This is a genomic window from Rosistilla oblonga (assembly GCF_007751715.1).
In the GTDB taxonomy this organism is placed as follows: Bacteria; Planctomycetota; Planctomycetia; order Pirellulales; family Pirellulaceae; genus Rosistilla; species Rosistilla oblonga.
The window spans coordinates 2,834,591-2,849,037 of sequence record NZ_CP036292.1; the positions used below are offsets into that span (position 1 = coordinate 2,834,591).

At 59.7% G+C, this 14,447-nt stretch carries 16 protein-coding genes; 9 read left to right on the top strand and 7 right to left on the bottom strand.

Annotated features, from left to right (window positions below):
* Positions 1-291: 291 nt before the first annotated feature.
* On the top strand, positions 292-1,476 hold the full coding sequence (locus CA51_RS09995) for a ribonuclease D (RefSeq protein WP_145120160.1): 1,185 nt from the start codon (positions 292-294) through the stop codon (positions 1,474-1,476).
* Between the two features lie 85 nt (positions 1,477-1,561).
* Here CA51_RS09995 and CA51_RS10000 read toward each other — a convergent pair whose 3' ends face one another.
* Positions 1,562-2,119 carry a GNAT family N-acetyltransferase gene (locus CA51_RS10000; RefSeq protein WP_145120163.1) on the bottom strand — a complete coding sequence of 186 codons (558 nt, stop codon included), beginning with the start codon at positions 2,117-2,119 and terminating at the stop codon, positions 1,562-1,564.
* Positions 2,120-2,411: 292 nt separating this feature from the next.
* On the opposite strand from CA51_RS10000, the gene CA51_RS10005 reads away from it, so the two are divergent.
* Complete coding sequence (locus CA51_RS10005) at positions 2,412-3,221, top strand: SDR family NAD(P)-dependent oxidoreductase (RefSeq protein WP_145120165.1); 810 nt, start codon at positions 2,412-2,414, stop codon at positions 3,219-3,221.
* Positions 3,222-3,259: 38 nt separating this feature from the next.
* On the opposite strand, the gene CA51_RS10010 is transcribed toward CA51_RS10005, so the two are convergent.
* The 4 genes from CA51_RS10010 to CA51_RS10025 all read right to left on the bottom strand — a co-directional run bounded on the left by CA51_RS10010 (position 3,260) and on the right by CA51_RS10025 (position 6,360).
* Positions 3,260-3,814: a hypothetical protein gene (locus CA51_RS10010; protein WP_145120167.1), complete on the bottom strand. Its 555-nt coding sequence runs from the start codon at positions 3,812-3,814 to the stop codon at positions 3,260-3,262.
* A gap of 228 nt (positions 3,815-4,042) precedes the next feature.
* On the bottom strand, positions 4,043-4,855 hold the full coding sequence (locus CA51_RS10015; protein WP_145120169.1) for a hypothetical protein: 813 nt from the start codon (positions 4,853-4,855) through the stop codon (positions 4,043-4,045).
* On the bottom strand, positions 4,845-6,029 hold the full coding sequence (gene metK / locus CA51_RS10020) for a methionine adenosyltransferase (protein WP_197451722.1): 1,185 nt from the start codon (positions 6,027-6,029) through the stop codon (positions 4,845-4,847). Before metK ends, CA51_RS10015 begins: the two co-directional genes overlap by 11 nt.
* Positions 6,022-6,360: a hypothetical protein gene (locus CA51_RS10025; RefSeq protein ID WP_145120173.1), complete on the bottom strand. Its 339-nt coding sequence runs from the start codon at positions 6,358-6,360 to the stop codon at positions 6,022-6,024. The genes metK and CA51_RS10025 overlap by 8 nt, the downstream gene beginning before the upstream one ends.
* Here CA51_RS10025 and CA51_RS10030 point away from each other — a divergent pair.
* The 7 genes from CA51_RS10030 to CA51_RS10065 all read left to right on the top strand — a co-directional run bounded on the left by CA51_RS10030 (position 6,350) and on the right by CA51_RS10065 (position 11,877).
* Complete coding sequence (locus tag CA51_RS10030; RefSeq protein WP_145120175.1) at positions 6,350-6,754, top strand: hypothetical protein; 405 nt, start codon at positions 6,350-6,352, stop codon at positions 6,752-6,754. The two genes, CA51_RS10025 and CA51_RS10030, sit on opposite strands and share 11 nt — an antisense overlap.
* 234 nt (positions 6,755-6,988) lie before the next feature.
* The gene (gene aroF, locus CA51_RS10035; protein ID WP_145120177.1) at positions 6,989-8,032 is read left to right on the top strand and encodes a 3-deoxy-7-phosphoheptulonate synthase; all 1,044 of its coding nucleotides are present in this window, start codon (positions 6,989-6,991) and stop codon (positions 8,030-8,032) included.
* A gap of 113 nt (positions 8,033-8,145) precedes the next feature.
* Complete coding sequence (gene tpiA, locus CA51_RS10040) at positions 8,146-8,898, top strand: triose-phosphate isomerase (RefSeq protein WP_145120179.1); 753 nt, start codon at positions 8,146-8,148, stop codon at positions 8,896-8,898.
* 118 nt (positions 8,899-9,016) lie between these two features.
* Positions 9,017-9,688: a preprotein translocase subunit SecG gene (gene secG, locus CA51_RS25775; RefSeq protein WP_197451723.1), complete on the top strand. Its 672-nt coding sequence runs from the start codon at positions 9,017-9,019 to the stop codon at positions 9,686-9,688.
* Positions 9,689-10,077: 389 nt separating this feature from the next.
* Complete coding sequence (locus tag CA51_RS10055) at positions 10,078-10,962, top strand: YicC/YloC family endoribonuclease (protein ID WP_231746101.1); 885 nt, start codon at positions 10,078-10,080, stop codon at positions 10,960-10,962.
* Between the two features lie 64 nt (positions 10,963-11,026).
* Positions 11,027-11,629, top strand: a complete 603-nt coding sequence (gene gmk / locus CA51_RS10060; RefSeq protein ID WP_145120183.1) for a guanylate kinase — start codon at positions 11,027-11,029, stop codon at positions 11,627-11,629.
* A complete protein-coding gene (locus tag CA51_RS10065; protein WP_145120185.1) occupies positions 11,614-11,877 on the top strand; it encodes a DNA-directed RNA polymerase subunit omega in 264 nt (87 codons plus the stop codon). The genes gmk and CA51_RS10065 overlap by 16 nt, the downstream gene beginning before the upstream one ends.
* A gap of 251 nt (positions 11,878-12,128) precedes the next feature.
* Here the strand turns inward: CA51_RS10065 and CA51_RS10070 are convergent, their stop codons facing one another.
* On the bottom strand, positions 12,129-13,034 hold the full coding sequence (locus CA51_RS10070; protein ID WP_145120187.1) for a hypothetical protein: 906 nt from the start codon (positions 13,032-13,034) through the stop codon (positions 12,129-12,131).
* A 147-nt stretch (positions 13,035-13,181) separates the two neighbouring features.
* Positions 13,182-14,240, bottom strand: coding sequence for a methyltransferase (locus CA51_RS10075; RefSeq protein ID WP_145120189.1), 1,059 nt, complete (start codon positions 14,238-14,240; stop codon positions 13,182-13,184).
* Positions 14,241-14,447: the final 207 nt, after the last annotated feature.

Here is a 14,447-nt window from a genome sequence, read left to right on the forward strand (position 1 = left end):
ATTTGAGCTGCGGGCCGCGTCGGACCCGCGTTTCACTACGCTGCCGGTTGGGGTATAATCGGCCGCTCTGGGCATGACAGGTTCACCTTTTACCACCGGTAGATAAGCGCCAGGTGATGCTCGCGTTAGGCTTTGCTGGGGGCCCAGCAGAATGCCTCGATTGACTGCAACCGAGGCGAATCTGTTATTTCCAGCGAAGTGCAATAAACCTTCAGCGGCCGCGGATGTTTCGGCAGACCCGGATGGCTGCCGAACGACGAACCATCGCCACCTTTTCCCACCGGACGCTCGTTGAAGAATCACGAAACAATAACCAGCCGCGAAGGGCTCGATGATTTTTGCCAACGGCTCGCCAAAGAGCCGTTGCTGGCTTTCGATACCGAATTCGTTTCGGAGGATCGCTACCGCCCCGAGCTCTGTTTGTTGCAGGTGGCCGCTGGCGATCTGTTGGCAATCATCGATCCGATCGCGATCGGGACCACTCAGCCCTTTTGGGATCTGATCTCCACTCCTGGCCGAACGGTGATCGTTCATGCGGGACGCGAAGAGATGAGATTTTGCTGGCGTTTTGCCGGCAAGCCGATCGCGGGTTGCTTCGACGTTCAAATGGCTGCCGGATTCGTCGGGATCGAATACCCGGCGTCGCTGGGAACGTTGGTCAAGACGATCTGCGGCAAGACGTTAGGCAAAGGGGAGACGCGGACCGATTGGCGTCGCCGCCCGTTGTCCGATGGCCAGATCGAATACGCGCTTCAGGATGTGATCGATCTCGCCACGCTGCATTCGACGATCGGCAAGATGGTCGACGATCTCGAGCGACGGACTTGGTTGGACGAAGAGATCGCGACGCTGCAAGCGACGATCGCCAACAATGAAGAGAGCGAAAACTGGCACCGCGTTTCGGGCAGCAGCAGCCTGCCGCCGCGTCAGATGGCGATCATCCGCGAACTGTGGCGATGGCGTGAAGCTCGGGCTCAGAAGATCGATCAACCGGCACGCCGCGTTTTGCGCGACGATCTAATCGTCGAACTGGCTCGCCGCGGCAGCCCCGATCCCAAGCGAATCAACAGCATCCGCGGGATGGAGCGTCGAAACTTGCAGCCGCATCACGAAGCGATAGCGCAAGCGATCGGCGTCGCGTTGGATCTGGACGACAGCGAATTGCCGGTCAAGCCGCGTGGCGAACGCCGCGCCAAGGTCCCGATGCTCAGCCAGTTTCTGTCGACTGCGATCGCCTGTGTCTCGCGAACTCACAAGATGGCTCCGGCGATCGTTGGCAACGCCGACGACGTCCGCGAACTGTTGACCTACGAGATGAGCGGCAATAAGAACGCTCCTAAACCGGCGCTGTTACGCGGCTGGCGAGGCGATGTTGTCGGCAAGGCGTTTCGCGACGTGTTGGATGGCAAGCTGGCGATCCGCGTCGCAAACCGGCAGGCGGAACAGCCGCTGGAATTCATCGAAGTCCAGCCCTAGCGGCAGTGACCTGCGGCGCAGCGTCAGTGCAATCAGGCTGCAGCAAAAAGCGACAGCCAAGGAGGCCGGGGCTTTGGTTGGCCGATCAAGCCATCGCGACGTCGGCTGCTTTAAAAACGGTTTTTGCGCGGCGGTAACCGAGTCGCTCGTACAGTCGTAGCGCGGCGGTGTTGTCGGTGGTGACTTCCAGATGCATCCGCGTGAGCCCAATCTTTTGGAAGCCCTGCGTGGCGAGGTTCAGCAGGATCGTCCCCAGTCCCAGACCGCGGTGTGGTTTTGCGATCCCCAAATTCTGTAGGGCTCCCCAGCCTTCGGACTGGATCCCCTGCACCGTTCCGACCGGTTGCGGCTTCCGCGAATCGGGTTCGCGAAACCTCAGTAGCCAGGTCGCTTCGGGGACAAAATTCGATCGGCCGGCGATCTCTTGCATCAACCGCAGGCAGCCATCGCGCTGTCCCAGGCAGGGGAAGACGTTGGCGTCGAGTTCCCACTGGAAGGCTTCGTGTTTCGCCAAGCCGTGCTGGCGGACCAGATCCTCCGACCAGGGAAGGACTTCGTAACCTTCGGGCAAGCGATATTCCGATGGGACAAACCGTTCCAGGTCCAGTTCCATGCGATATCGTTTGAAGTAGGTGATGCCCATCGGTCGCGGTCTCCCGTCGTGGCGGAATCGTAAATTACCGGTCTCCAATTTTACCCCATTTTTGCTGGCTGCCCATCGATAAATCACCGCGGGGAAATTTCGTTTTGATTTTGGGGAGGTGCTAGGAAATTTGAAGCGGTTGCGTCGGTCGACGGGCGGCGCCGCGGCGGGCTAGGCCGGCGCTTGATTGCTCCGGGTTGCATCGCCGGAATGCTTCGGCGACACTTGGAACGCATCCTCCTTCCGCATTTTCCTCTATCGCTTTCCCCCACCCACGACAGGAATTGCAGCCGTGCCATTTGATCTCACCGGTTCGACAACTTTGATCACCGGCGGCACCCAAGGTGTCGGTGCAGCGATCGCGATCGCGATCTCCGGGGCTGGCGGCAACGTGGTATTGCACGGACTGCACGACGACGATGCAGCTCAGCAAACGTTGGCTGCTTGCCGCGATCAGGGCGTGACTGCCGATCTGGTTCTCGGCGACCTCGCCGGCCCGAACGAGGCTTGCATCGAATCGCTGTTCACCGCCGCCACAACCGCTCATCCGCAGATCAACATGTTGGTCAACAACGCCGGGACTTACATCGATCTGCCGTTTTTGGAGATGGATTTCCAGCGGTACCAAAAGACGATGCAGTTGAACGTCGCGGCTGGATTCTTCTTAACCCAGGCCTTCGCGCGGCGATGGGTGGAACAGAAAACACGCGGCCGCGTGCTGTTCACTGGATCGATCAACGGCCAGTTGGCGGAACCCGATCACGTCGCTTACGACAGCAGCAAAGGAGCCGTCTTGGCGATGGTGAAGTCGATGTGCGTGGCGTTGGCTCCGCATGGGATTCGGGTCAACGGCATGGCTCCCGGGCTCGTTAAAACTCCTTTGACCGGCGTCTTGGAAACCGACAGCGACCTCGATGCCTGGATGCGTTTGCACACGCCGAACGGCCAGGTCCCGCAGGCTTCGGCGTGCGGTGGCGCAGCGGTCTTCTTGTTGAGCGACGAAGCGGAGCACGTCCACGGACAGATGCTGTTGGTCGATGGCGGGATGAGTGTCTGGCAACAACCCGATCTACCGTCGCAGCTGCGAGGCAAGCTGTCCTAAGCGTCGCTGCCGGGCGGTTCCGCTCAGTTCATCGCGGTTTAGATTGCTGGCGTGGCGGAGGGATTTTCTGCCAGCTGTGGCCCGGCGATCGCAGGGAAGATCGTCAGGTCGTGTCCCGCCGATGTCAGCGGGCGGCTGTTGGGGTAGAGTCGCTTGATGTAGTGCCGCCGCGAGCTGCTGAGCAGATGCCGCTGCCAGCCCCAACGATCCAACAATCGTTCGGAGATCCGGGCGTTGCTGGCTTCGCAAACGATCGCGTCGCTGCGTTTCAGGTCGGCGATCGCATCGAGTGCCTGCGCGGCGGCTCGCGCCGTCGCAAAGCTGGTTCCCGAGGAGGAGACGACGTATTTGAGGACCAGGAAATTTGGCTGCCGCCACAGTTGATCGTAATACAGTCGGCAGACGTCTTGTTGCGGTTCGGTCGCCCGGCGGCGAGTGTCTTGCCAGACGCGCAGCCGGGTGATCAACGACGGCCACGGACGCAAGCGAATCGAACTCAGGCGGCCGTCGCGAGCTTCGATCACGCCGTGATAACGACGGCGCACTGTCGCCGCATCGCGATCTAAATCCTGGACAGTCTCAAACAGCGGCATCACATCGTTCTCGCTAGAAGTTCCTCGGCAATCCCCCGGCTCCACTGATCGGCGTCGTTCCGCATCGATAGCGTTCGATGCAAACCGGCGCCGCTGGGCGCGGAGTTCTCGGCTTTAAAACATACGCCAGCGCAGCGCGCAGTGACGCCCCGAGGCATCGATTTGAGGCTGACGATCGGGCAGAGGCAAACGGTCGTGTCGATTGCAGCGATCGAGACCGTGCGGAAATTATTGTTGATCCGCAGCGCGAGCGTAGAACTCTACGATCGTCGACGTCTCGCCATCGTCGACCGAATCGCGACGCAGTTCCAGTTCGATCCCTTGGGCATGGATACCGGCGACCGAGACGGTTGCTTCGCTTCCCGCAACCGCTTCAGCTTCGGCGGTGGGAGCGGGCAGCAGCGGCGGTACAAAACCGGCGAACAGGCTGGCAACTCGCTGGCCCGGTTCGTAGCGAACTCGCAACAAACCATGCACTTCGTCGACACCATCGCGGACTCGGCGTTGGATTTGTTGGTCGACATCGTCTTCCAGCGGCGGAGCGTATTCGTCGGCAGCTTCGACCTCGGCAGCGGGCCCGCTAGCGGACAACCCAACGCGTTGTTGGACCGACGCAAGCAGGTCGGGGAAGGCCGATGCAAAGGGCCAATAGATCGCAAGGCAGGCGATTTCGCTGGTCGCCAACAGTAACCAGATGAAAAACGCGGCGATTCCGCTGGGGTGAAGTCCGGTCAGCCAGAGCGTCAGGATCACGGCGGCGGGAGTAAACACGAAGGGAAGCCAACGCGGTTGCGGCGACGCGGCGCCGCGAGAATTGCTGGTCGATCGGATCACCAGCCAACGCGCGGCGTTGGTGATCGCGATCAACAGCATCGCGACCAGCACGATCTGCCAACTGGGAACGTCGACCGATTCGCGTGCTAGGCCGCGGATAAACAAGATCACCGCCACGCCGTTCCAACCCGCCAGCCAGATTGGCCAGCGGGATTCAAGCAGCGTGTTGGCGAGCCGTTGCGGGTCGGTAAGTTTTTTAGACGGCAACGGAAGTGTTCTTGCAAACGGTAGCAAATTCTTCAGCGCGGTCGGTCTTTTCCCACGTGAAACCATCGCCGCTGCGACCGAAGTGGCCGCCTGCTGCGGTCGGACGGAAGATCGGACGACGGAGGTCCAAGTAATCGATGATGCCACCGGGGGTCAGTGGGAAGAACTCGCGGATCGCAGCGCAGATTTGATCGTCCGACAGCGTTCCGGTTCCCTGCGTGTCGACGTGAACGCTGACAGGTTCGGTGACACCGATCGCGTACGCCAATTGGACTTCGCAGCGTTCGGCAACGCCCGAAGCAACGATCGTCTTGGCGATGTGGCGAGCCATGTAGGCAGCGCTGCGATCGACCTTGGTCGCATCTTTACCGCTGAATGCACCGCCACCGTGACGGCCCCAGCCGCCGTAGGTGTCGACGATGATCTTGCGGCCGGTCAGGCCACAGTCGCCGTGAGGTCCGCCGACGACAAACTTGCCGGTCGGGTTGATGTGGTACTTGATGTCGCCCTTGTCCAGTTCGGCTGGCAGGCACGGAGCGATCACCTTCTCGGTAACCTCTTTGACGATCGTCGCGTGATCGACATCGGGGCTGTGTTGCGTCGAAACGACAACGGTATCGATACGGACTGGCTTGTTGCCTTCGTATTCGACGGTGACTTGAGCTTTGTTGTCGGGACGAATCCATCCGATCTCGCCACTCTGGCGGACTTCGGTGATCCGGTTGATGATGCGGTGCGACAGTGCGATCGGCAGCGGCATCAATTCGGGAGTGTCTTTGCAAGCGTAGCCGAACATCAGGCCTTGGTCGCCGGCACCGATCTCTTTTCCGCTGTCGGAGTTTTCGTCGACGCCTTGAGCGATGTCGGGGCTTTGCGCGTCCAGCGAGACCAACACGGCGCAGGTGCTGCCGTTGATGCCCATCTGGTCGTCGGTGTAACCAACTTCGTTGATCACTTGACGCACGACTTCGGAAAATTTGACGTTTGCTTTCGACGAGATCTCACCGGCGATGCAAGCCATTCCGGTGGTGACCATGGTTTCGCAAGCAACGCGGCTGTGGGGGTCTTGTTCCAGCAGCGCGTCGAGGATTCCGTCGGAGATCTGGTCCGCCAGTTTGTCGGGATGCCCCATGCTGACCGATTCACTGGTAAATAAGTATTTGCCACTAGACACGAACGAGACTCCTGAGATTGAGTTGCAAAACATTGAGTGGCTGCAATTCTAGCCAACCTCTGCGAGTTTGTGGAGCCGCGGAAAGATAGGATTTTCCGTGGCCGACGCTTTGCAGTTCCGCGGCGATCGCAATCGGCGAGCAGCGGGGCAGGCCGGCCAGCTGGCGGGAGCCGGAAAGAGGAAATGCTAGCGAAATGTTGATCTTCCCTAAATCTGTCATCTCGATAGAATCCTGCGTCGAAAGCGGATCGTGGCGATAGGATATCAGACCCACCGATTCCGCCCCCGTTACATTTGCATAGGTCAATGGAGAGGCAGCGATGCGGAACATCTTTATCTTGGGAATTCTTGTGGTCGGCGCGTTTATGGCCGGCTGGTTCACGATCGATCGCGACGGTGAACAGACGACGATCAAAATCAATCGCACCGAGATCCGTGAAGACGCCAAGCAGGCAATCGATCGGGGAAAAGAGTATCTAGAGCGTCAAAACTTGGGCGCTCCCCACGAAGAGGGACAGGTCAACGCTCTCTACAACACCGTCGAACAGGCAGCGTCGAAGCTGCGTTACGTTCAACAGGGGGGCGAATACGGGGCTCCCGCCGGTTACCAGCCGCCTGCTTATCAGCCAGCCGGTGCGCCGAACCAGCTGCAATATTCCTATCCCACCGCGAATCAGCCCCAGCCGGCGGGGAACCCCAGCGGATTCACGCCCGCTCGATATTAGCGATTCGGCCGGCAACCAGCCGAGGCTGCCGGTTGCGGGGACCATTCCGATCACCTGCCCTACAATCGATGCAGGCATTTTGATATTCTGTGGCCACACGGGGTGTTCCCCTGCGTGGTTGTAAACGGCCTGCTTCCCCCCGCCGGCGCATTGGGGAAGCGGTGTCACGATTCAACCGAGCGGGGGCGAACTGCCCTTCCCCGTTTCGTCTGTTCCGCGCCAACGGCTACCGTTTTGATTCTGATCCTGAAAAGCGACGCAACCGAACCGCAGATCCAACATGTCATCGAACGTGTCGAATCGCTAGGTTTTGGTGCGCACCTGAGTCGTGGAACGTTCCGTACGATCATCGGCCTAATCGGCGATGAACAGCGTCTGCAGGCTGAACCGCTGAGTGCGATTCCGGGAGTCGCTGAGGTTTTGCCGGTGATGCCCGCCTACAAGCTGGCTTCGCTCGACGCCCATCCGCTCCCCAGCGTGATCGATGTCGGTGGAGTCCCGGTTGGCGGGGGACAGCTTGCCATGATCGCCGGCCCTTGTGCCGTCGAGGAGCCCGATCGGATGCTGCGGATCGCCAAGGCGGTCAAAGCGGCTGGAGCCAATATTTTCCGCGGCGGCGCCTACAAACCACGCACCAGTCCCTACAGCTTCCAAGGTCTGGGAGAAGAGGGACTGAAGATTCTCCGCGACGTCGGCGATGAATGTGGGATGCCGATCGTGACCGAGGTGACCGATCCGCGGAACGTCGAAACCGTTGCCAAATACGCCGATCTGCTGCAGATCGGGGCTCGCAACATGCAGAACTTTGTCCTGCTGACCGAAGCGGGCCAGTCGAGCAAGCCGGTGCTGCTGAAGCGCGGGATGAGCGCGACGATCGTCGATTGGTTGATGAGTGCCGAATATGTGCTGGCACAAGGCAATCCGAACGTGATCCTTTGCGAACGCGGAATCAAAAGCTTCGACCCTTCGACGCGGAACCTGTTCGATGTCGCTGCGGTCCCCGTCGTCAAAGGCTTGAGCCATCTGCCGGTGATCGTCGACCCGAGCCATGCGACCGGCAAACCTGCGTTGATTCCGCCCTGTGCGTTGGCGGGAGTTGCTGCGGGTGCCGATGGGGTTCATATCGAAGTCCACGATCAACCGGAAGTCGCCAAGAGCGATGGACCGCAAGCGTTGCTGCCCGATCAATATGGCGAGGTGGCCCAGCAGATCGCCAAACTGGCGGCGCTGCTTGGCAAAACCATCGCCCCGCTGCCGGCTGGCAAATCCGCTAGCTAACGCGTCGGCGGGTGCGTGACTCAGCCAATTCGTGAGCCGCCGGCTAACAAAACACTGCTTAAAACGAATAACAAAACCTACTCGATACACAAACAACCGACAGAGAGATTGCGATGCGAAAGCCATTCATTTGTGGTAACTGGAAGATGAACACTCGCGGCGAGTGTGGCGTGGCGTTGGCGAAAGCTGTCGCCGCAGGGATTCCCGCCGGCAGCGAAGTGGAAGTCGGCGTTTGCCCTCCCGCCTGTTACCTCGGTGGCGTCGGCGCCGCGATCGCTGGATCGGCTGTCGGACTGGGCGCTCAAAACATGTTGGCTGAAGCCGACGGTGCGTTCACCGGTGAGATCAACCCCGCGATGTTGAACGACCTCGGGTGCCGCTACGTGATCCTCGGACACAGCGAACGCCGCCAGTTCTTCGGCGAAACCAACGAAGGCGTTTCCAAGAAGACCGGCGCCGCATTGGCTGCCGGTTTGGTGCCGATCGTTTGCGTTGGCGAAACGCTGGAACAACGCGAAGGGAATCAAACCGAAGCGGTTGTCGCCGAACAGATCGCCGGCTCGCTGGCTGGTATCTCGGCGGAACAACTGCCGACCGTCGTGATCGCATACGAGCCCGTTTGGGCGATCGGAACCGGTAAAGTCGCATCGCCCGAACAAGCCGAAGCCGTTCACGCTCACATCCGCAAGCTGTTGAGCGACAAGTTTGGTAGCGAAGCGGCTGAAAAAGTCCGCATCCAGTACGGCGGCAGCGTCAAGCCAGGCAATGCGGCGGAACTGTTGGGCCAGCCCAACATCGACGGAGCGTTGGTCGGCGGTGCGAGCCTGAAAGCGGAAGATTTTCTGGGTATTATCGCAGCAGCCTAAGGCGACAGAATCGATTGCTAGCAGGTTCTCGCAGCGAAAGGCTGCGAGATTGCCGCGATCGACGTCAATTCAATAGTGACGGCAAGCGTCAACCATTTCAAAAAACGGATTACTTACGATGACGGCATTGGTATTTGCAAGCATGGCGGGCGTTTTCTTTGGCTTGACGCTCTCGACTCTCTCCCTGTTCCTGATCCTGTTGGTCCTGGTTCAACGAGGCAAAGGGGGCGGTTTGACAGGAGCGTTGGGTGGACCCGGTGGCCAAAGTGCCTTCGGTACCAAAGCGGGCGACCTGTTTACCAAGATCACCTCGGTCGTCGCCTTGGTCTGGATCTTCTTGTGTGGTGCAAGCGTCTACGTCATGGGCAACGCCCTGCCACCTGTCGACAATGCCGTTGTCGTCGAATCGCCTTCTCTGGAAGGTCTCGATGCCGCCGGCGAAATGGTCGATGAATCGGCTGCTGTCGCTCTGCCTGGCGACGATGAAGAAGTTGTCTCGGAAGAACTCGTCGACCAGTCCGACGTCGCTGTTCCTGGCGATAGCGAAGAATCAGCGATGACCGAACAGCCAGCGGCCGAAGCGGCGAAGACTGAAGAACCTGCAGCCGAGGCTCCAAAGGCTGAAGAGCCAGCAGCGGAAGCTCCAAAAACCGAAGAGCCGAAGGCGGAAGCTCCTAAGACGGAAGAAGCCGCAGCCGAAGCAGCGAAGGCCGAAGAGCCAGCACCAGAAGCTCCTAAGGCTGAAGAGCCCAAGGCGGATGCTCCCGAGAGCGAAAAAGCTGGCGAGTAGTGCCGGTTTGGTCTCGAATGCCATTTGACGCGTCGGATTGTTCCGAAGGCTGCAGAAGTCTTCGGAACGTCTCTGACGCGTCGCCGCGGTGCGACGCGTTTTCCATCGCGCCCCGTCTCATTTAAAAGAAAATGTTCTGCCCCGTGGCAGCATTAAACTTCGGGGCGGCTCACATCCGCAACCGTCGATCGGTTGGCGGACGCCGGCGACTGGTTACGGTTTCCGGCGGTGCGACGAGCTAAAATCTTCAGGGCTGGCCCTCTGCCGAGCAAATGAGTCGGCGGCACCGCAATCGGTGGTCGGGCTCATGGGCTCCGTCTTTCGGCACCGTCTTGCGACACGAACGCGGGCCCACTTTTCGTCTCCACTCACAACAAAGCTGTCTACCAATGCTTCAAAGTATGACCGGCCAGGGGCAAGCTCAATCGACGGGCGACCTTGGAACCGTAAGCGTCGAGATTCGCACGGTGAACAACCGCGGCTTGAAGCTGTCTGCTCGGTTGGGAGACCAGTTGAATCGGCTCGAACCGCAGGTTGATGCCGTCGTACGCCAGCATTTGACGCGTGGATCCGTCAATCTAAACGCTCGCTGGCAGCGTGCTAGCGCCGCGTCGGCGTATCGGATCAACGAAGCGGCGCTGACCGAATATCACCGCAGCCTGTCGCAACTGCAAGCGAAGCTCGACGACACCGCGCCGATCGATTTGGCTCAACTGGCCGCCCTGCCTGGCGTGATCCAAGAGGCCGACGATCAGACGATCGACCCCAAGGAACTGTGGGCGCTGCTGCAACCGGTGCTGGTGGCGGCGTTGGAGAATCTGAACCAGATGCGAGCGGCCGAAGGGGCATCGATGCTGACCAGCTTGCAGACCGATCTCGCCCTGATCGCCGAGCATCTCGAAGCGATCTGCAAGTTGGCGCCGCGTGTCGTCGACGGCTATCGCGAGCGGCTGGAGTCGCGGATCGGCGACTTGCTGCGGGAGCGTGGGCTGGAGGTCGCCACCATCGATCTGCTAAAAGAACTGCAGGTATTCGCCGATCGGACCGACATCAGCGAAGAGATCACGCGTTTGCAGAGCCATCTGCAGATGTTCGACGAAACGGTCGCCAGCGAACAGGCCAGCGGGCGACGACTCGATTTTGTGATCCAGGAGATGTTTCGCGAAACGAATACGATCGGATCGAAGGCCAACGATGCCGAGATCGCGATGCACGTCGTCGATATGAAATGTGCTATCGAGCGGATGCGGGAACTGATTCAGAATATTGAGTGAGTTCCGGCGGAAACGCCAGCGAAACAATAATTATGATAGGGGCAAAGGCCAGCGAGGCAGCGGCATGAAAACGAATACCGAGGGACGTTTAGTCATCATTTCCGGTCCCAGCGGCGCCGGGAAATCTACCGTCGTGCAGTCGTTGATCCGGGAATGCCCACTGCCGTTGGTGCTGAGCGTCTCGGCGACCACGCGGCCTCCTCGCCCCAACGAACGCGACGGGCGGGAGTATTATTTCCTCTCGAACCAGCAGTTCGAAGACCTTCGCAAAGACGGGCAGTTCCTGGAGTGCGAAGAGGTGTTTGGGCGTGGTCATTGGTATGGGACGCTCCGTCCCCAAGTGACCACTGGCTTAAAACAGGGTCAATGGGTTATCTTAGAGATCGATGTTCACGGTGCGATGCGCGTGCTGGAGGACAAAGAACTGCAACCGATCACAATCTTTTTGCATCCCGGCGGGATCGAGGAATTGGAAAATCGGCTGCGGGCTCGGGGCACCGAAACGGAAGAGGCGATCACGCGTCGCTTGGAAGTCTCCGTGGGCGAACTGGCTCTGATGCACCGCTACCGCCACGAAGTGATCAATGACACGGTTGACCGTGCGACGTCTGAAATCTGTGAAATACTGAAATCCTACCAGGAGCGGAACGCATGCTCGAAGAGCTGAAAGAGGAAGAGATCGTCAACAAGGTTGGCGGTCGATTCAAGCTGTCTACATTGATTCAGAAGCGATTGGTGCAATTGAACCAAGGCAGTCGCGCGCTGGTAAATGTCGGCACCCACGATCGGATGCAAATCGTTTTGCAAGAGATCGTTCAAGACAAGATCTACTTGAACACGTCCAACGAAGTTCAAACCGTCGACGACATGAACATTATTCCCGAAGGTCCCGATTTGGACGTCAGCGACCTGTAGTCGTCGCCCGGGAAGACCGCGGTGCGGCATCTCAGCCGCCGCCGCAAATCGATGCATTCCGAAAAGGGATCGCCAAGGAACACCTGGCGGTCCCTTTTCTTTTGGTTGACGAGTCGAAGCCCGTCGCCCATACCAGCACGAAGCGCAAGCGAGTGAACGAAGATCCCCCGCGATTCAAGTCAGCGGGCATAAAAACACTCGCTTTCGCGTCGTGCTGGTATTTCGATCCCAACTCCCGCGATCGCGAACGATTATCGAACGGGTTCGAAGATCACCGCTCGAGATCGGTTTGCCGATCGATACGTCGGCTGGCCGGTGGTCTGACGTTGCATCCTGGCGCTGTCCAACAGGTGCGTGTCGGGAGGAACCAACAGGTCGTCCTCGTTCCCCGGGAAAGGGGCTTTCTTTGCCGGCGGCTGTGGCGTTGGAGCGGTTTGTTGTGGCGGAGTCGCCGCTGCGGGAGGCTCGGTGCTGGTCCGTGGTTGGAAGGCGGGCACCTGAGGAGTTTTCGCCTTGGGCGGTTGAACCTCTCGCGGAATGTCCGATGGCGACTGCGGTTCGTTTCGCTGTTGGCTGGGCAGCTTCGGAATCGGCAGCGAGTCCTCGCTGTCGCGCTTGGGAGCGGAAAATAGCGGCGATTCGGCCGGTCGCAGCTCTTCGACTTCCGGAAGTTCTTCGATCTCGAGCGGCGGAGTTTCCACGGTCTCGGGGACGTACAACTGGACGTCTTTCTTGGGGGCGAACTTCCGTTCGGGTTTCGCCTGCGGCTGGTTGTATTCGCTCGGAATACCGATCTCCGCCGGCGAAACGTAATTGGGTTCGGGCGCCGCGAGCATCTGCTCGGTCTGCTGTCCGTGATTCCCCTGATACGCTGGCAGCGATTGCGTCGTTCCGTCGTACGAATAAGTTGTCGGCGTGCCGTGATGGCCCGCCGTTCCGTAGTGCATCGTGCCGCCGGACCGCCCGCAATTGCAAACGCCATTGCAGTTGGGGCAGGCATGGTATCCGGGCCCGTGACCGACGCCATACGTTCGCCCGACCGCGTGCCAAGCTTTGACCAGCGGGTTTTTGCTAGGCCGTTCGTTTGCGTGCAGTTCGATCGCGAGGCCGTGGATCGCTAAACATGCGATCGAGGCGTAAGTCAATGTAGCTCTCATTACCCGGTCCTTCAGGCGCTGATAATACGGATGTTAATGACTGTCATCGGCATCGTTACCCATCAAACCGAAAGCTGCTGGTCAAACGCGAGCAGGATTATTGGCCAGCTGGACTAAGCTGGGCAGACCTCAACGATTGCGAAGCGTTTACGCCGGCTTGGTCGCTATCAGCAGTCCGCAGTGGACGCCAGTCGTCGCGATCGTTTCGCTGCACTTCAGTCCCGCCGCTTCCATCCAGCCACGGTATTCGCCGCCGCTGTACGCTCGCCCTTCGGTCAGCGAAAAGAGCGATGCCGAATAAAGAGCGATCGGTAACGGCCCGTCGAGGGCATCGTTCAGAAAGACATCGTGGATCATCAACCGCCCGCCCGGTGCGAGCGCCGCGGCGCAGCGACCGATCAGGTTTTGGCACTCCGGCAGATCCCAGTCGTGCAAGATGTTTGATAGCAGGATCGCGTCGACGTCCGCCGGCAGCGGATCGGCGAACATGTCTCCGCCAACGAATTTGCAGCGATCCAACACGCCGTATCGCTGCCCCACCTCCTCGGCCACGTGGAGCACTTCGGGACGATCCAACAGAATCGCCTGCAGCGCCGGATGTTTCTGCAGCAGCGCGTAGGAATAGATGCCCGTTCCGCCGCCGATATCCAACAACTGCCGGGCGCCGGTCAGGTCGGCGACCTCTGCAAGTGCGGGAGCCACGTTTTTTGCCCGCCCCGAAAGAGCCAGCGTGAAGTGTCGCGCTGTATCGGCAGCTTCCATCGCCGATGCGATTCCGTCGCGGTAGATAAACGCTGCCCCGTCGCCATCGCTTGCATCGGCGCCGATCGGCCGATTCGATTTCAGCAGCGAGACCATCTGCAGAACCGATGGAGTTTGAGCGGCTAGCCCCAGGTAGTCGCCGCAATCGAAATCGGATCCCGGCACCAAGTGCTCTCGCGCCAGCGGCGTCAATTCCAGTCGTCCTTCGCGAAGTTCCAACAACTTCATCGCGCGCAGCGCGGTCACCAGCACGTTGGCAGGCCGGGCGGCCAAGCCGAGCCGCTGGGCGAGTTCATCGAACGAACAAGGCTGCCGATCGAGACTCCCAAAGAGATCGAAGTGAGCGACCGCAGCGGTCAACAGATCGGAGCCTTGATTGCCGCGAAAGTGTTCGAAGATCGGTGTCGGATCGGTTTCCGGAAAGCGGAGTGCGTTGTGCGTCACGGAGTTTATTCCTATACAAAGATGACGATTTCGGGGAGAGGATCCGCTGCGACTTGCCAACGGCTAGCATCAGCAGGGGCGAGCTATTTTTAGTCGACTGTCCAAGCCAGGGCAATTCGATCGGCGAGCGGGTGGACGGCGCGACTTTTCGTGGGCTAACGCTGCATCGCCGATTTGCCTAGACTCGAAGGTAACAGCTCAGCGTTC

Bases quoted from the DNA above. Each gene is read 5' to 3' on its own strand.
- CA51_RS10000 (WP_145120163.1), bottom strand. From the start codon at position 2,119: ATGGGCATCACCTACTTCAAACGATATCGCATGGAACTGGACCTGGAA.
- CA51_RS10010 (WP_145120167.1), bottom strand. From the start codon at position 3,814: ATGCCGCTGTTTGAGACTGTCCAGGATTTAGATCGCGATGCGGCGACA.
- CA51_RS10030 (WP_145120175.1), top strand. From the start codon at position 6,350: ATGCGGAACATCTTTATCTTGGGAATTCTTGTGGTCGGCGCGTTTATG.
- CA51_RS10025 (WP_145120173.1), bottom strand. From the start codon at position 6,360: ATGTTCCGCATCGCTGCCTCTCCATTGACCTATGCAAATGTAACGGGG.
- tpiA (WP_145120179.1), top strand. From the start codon at position 8,146: ATGCGAAAGCCATTCATTTGTGGTAACTGGAAGATGAACACTCGCGGC.
- secG (WP_197451723.1), top strand. From the start codon at position 9,017: ATGACGGCATTGGTATTTGCAAGCATGGCGGGCGTTTTCTTTGGCTTG.
- CA51_RS10055 (WP_231746101.1), top strand. From the start codon at position 10,078: ATGCTTCAAAGTATGACCGGCCAGGGGCAAGCTCAATCGACGGGCGAC.
- gmk (WP_145120183.1), top strand. From the start codon at position 11,027: ATGAAAACGAATACCGAGGGACGTTTAGTCATCATTTCCGGTCCCAGC.
- CA51_RS10065 (WP_145120185.1), top strand. From the start codon at position 11,614: ATGCTCGAAGAGCTGAAAGAGGAAGAGATCGTCAACAAGGTTGGCGGT.
- CA51_RS10070 (WP_145120187.1), bottom strand. From the start codon at position 13,034: ATGAGAGCTACATTGACTTACGCCTCGATCGCATGTTTAGCGATCCAC.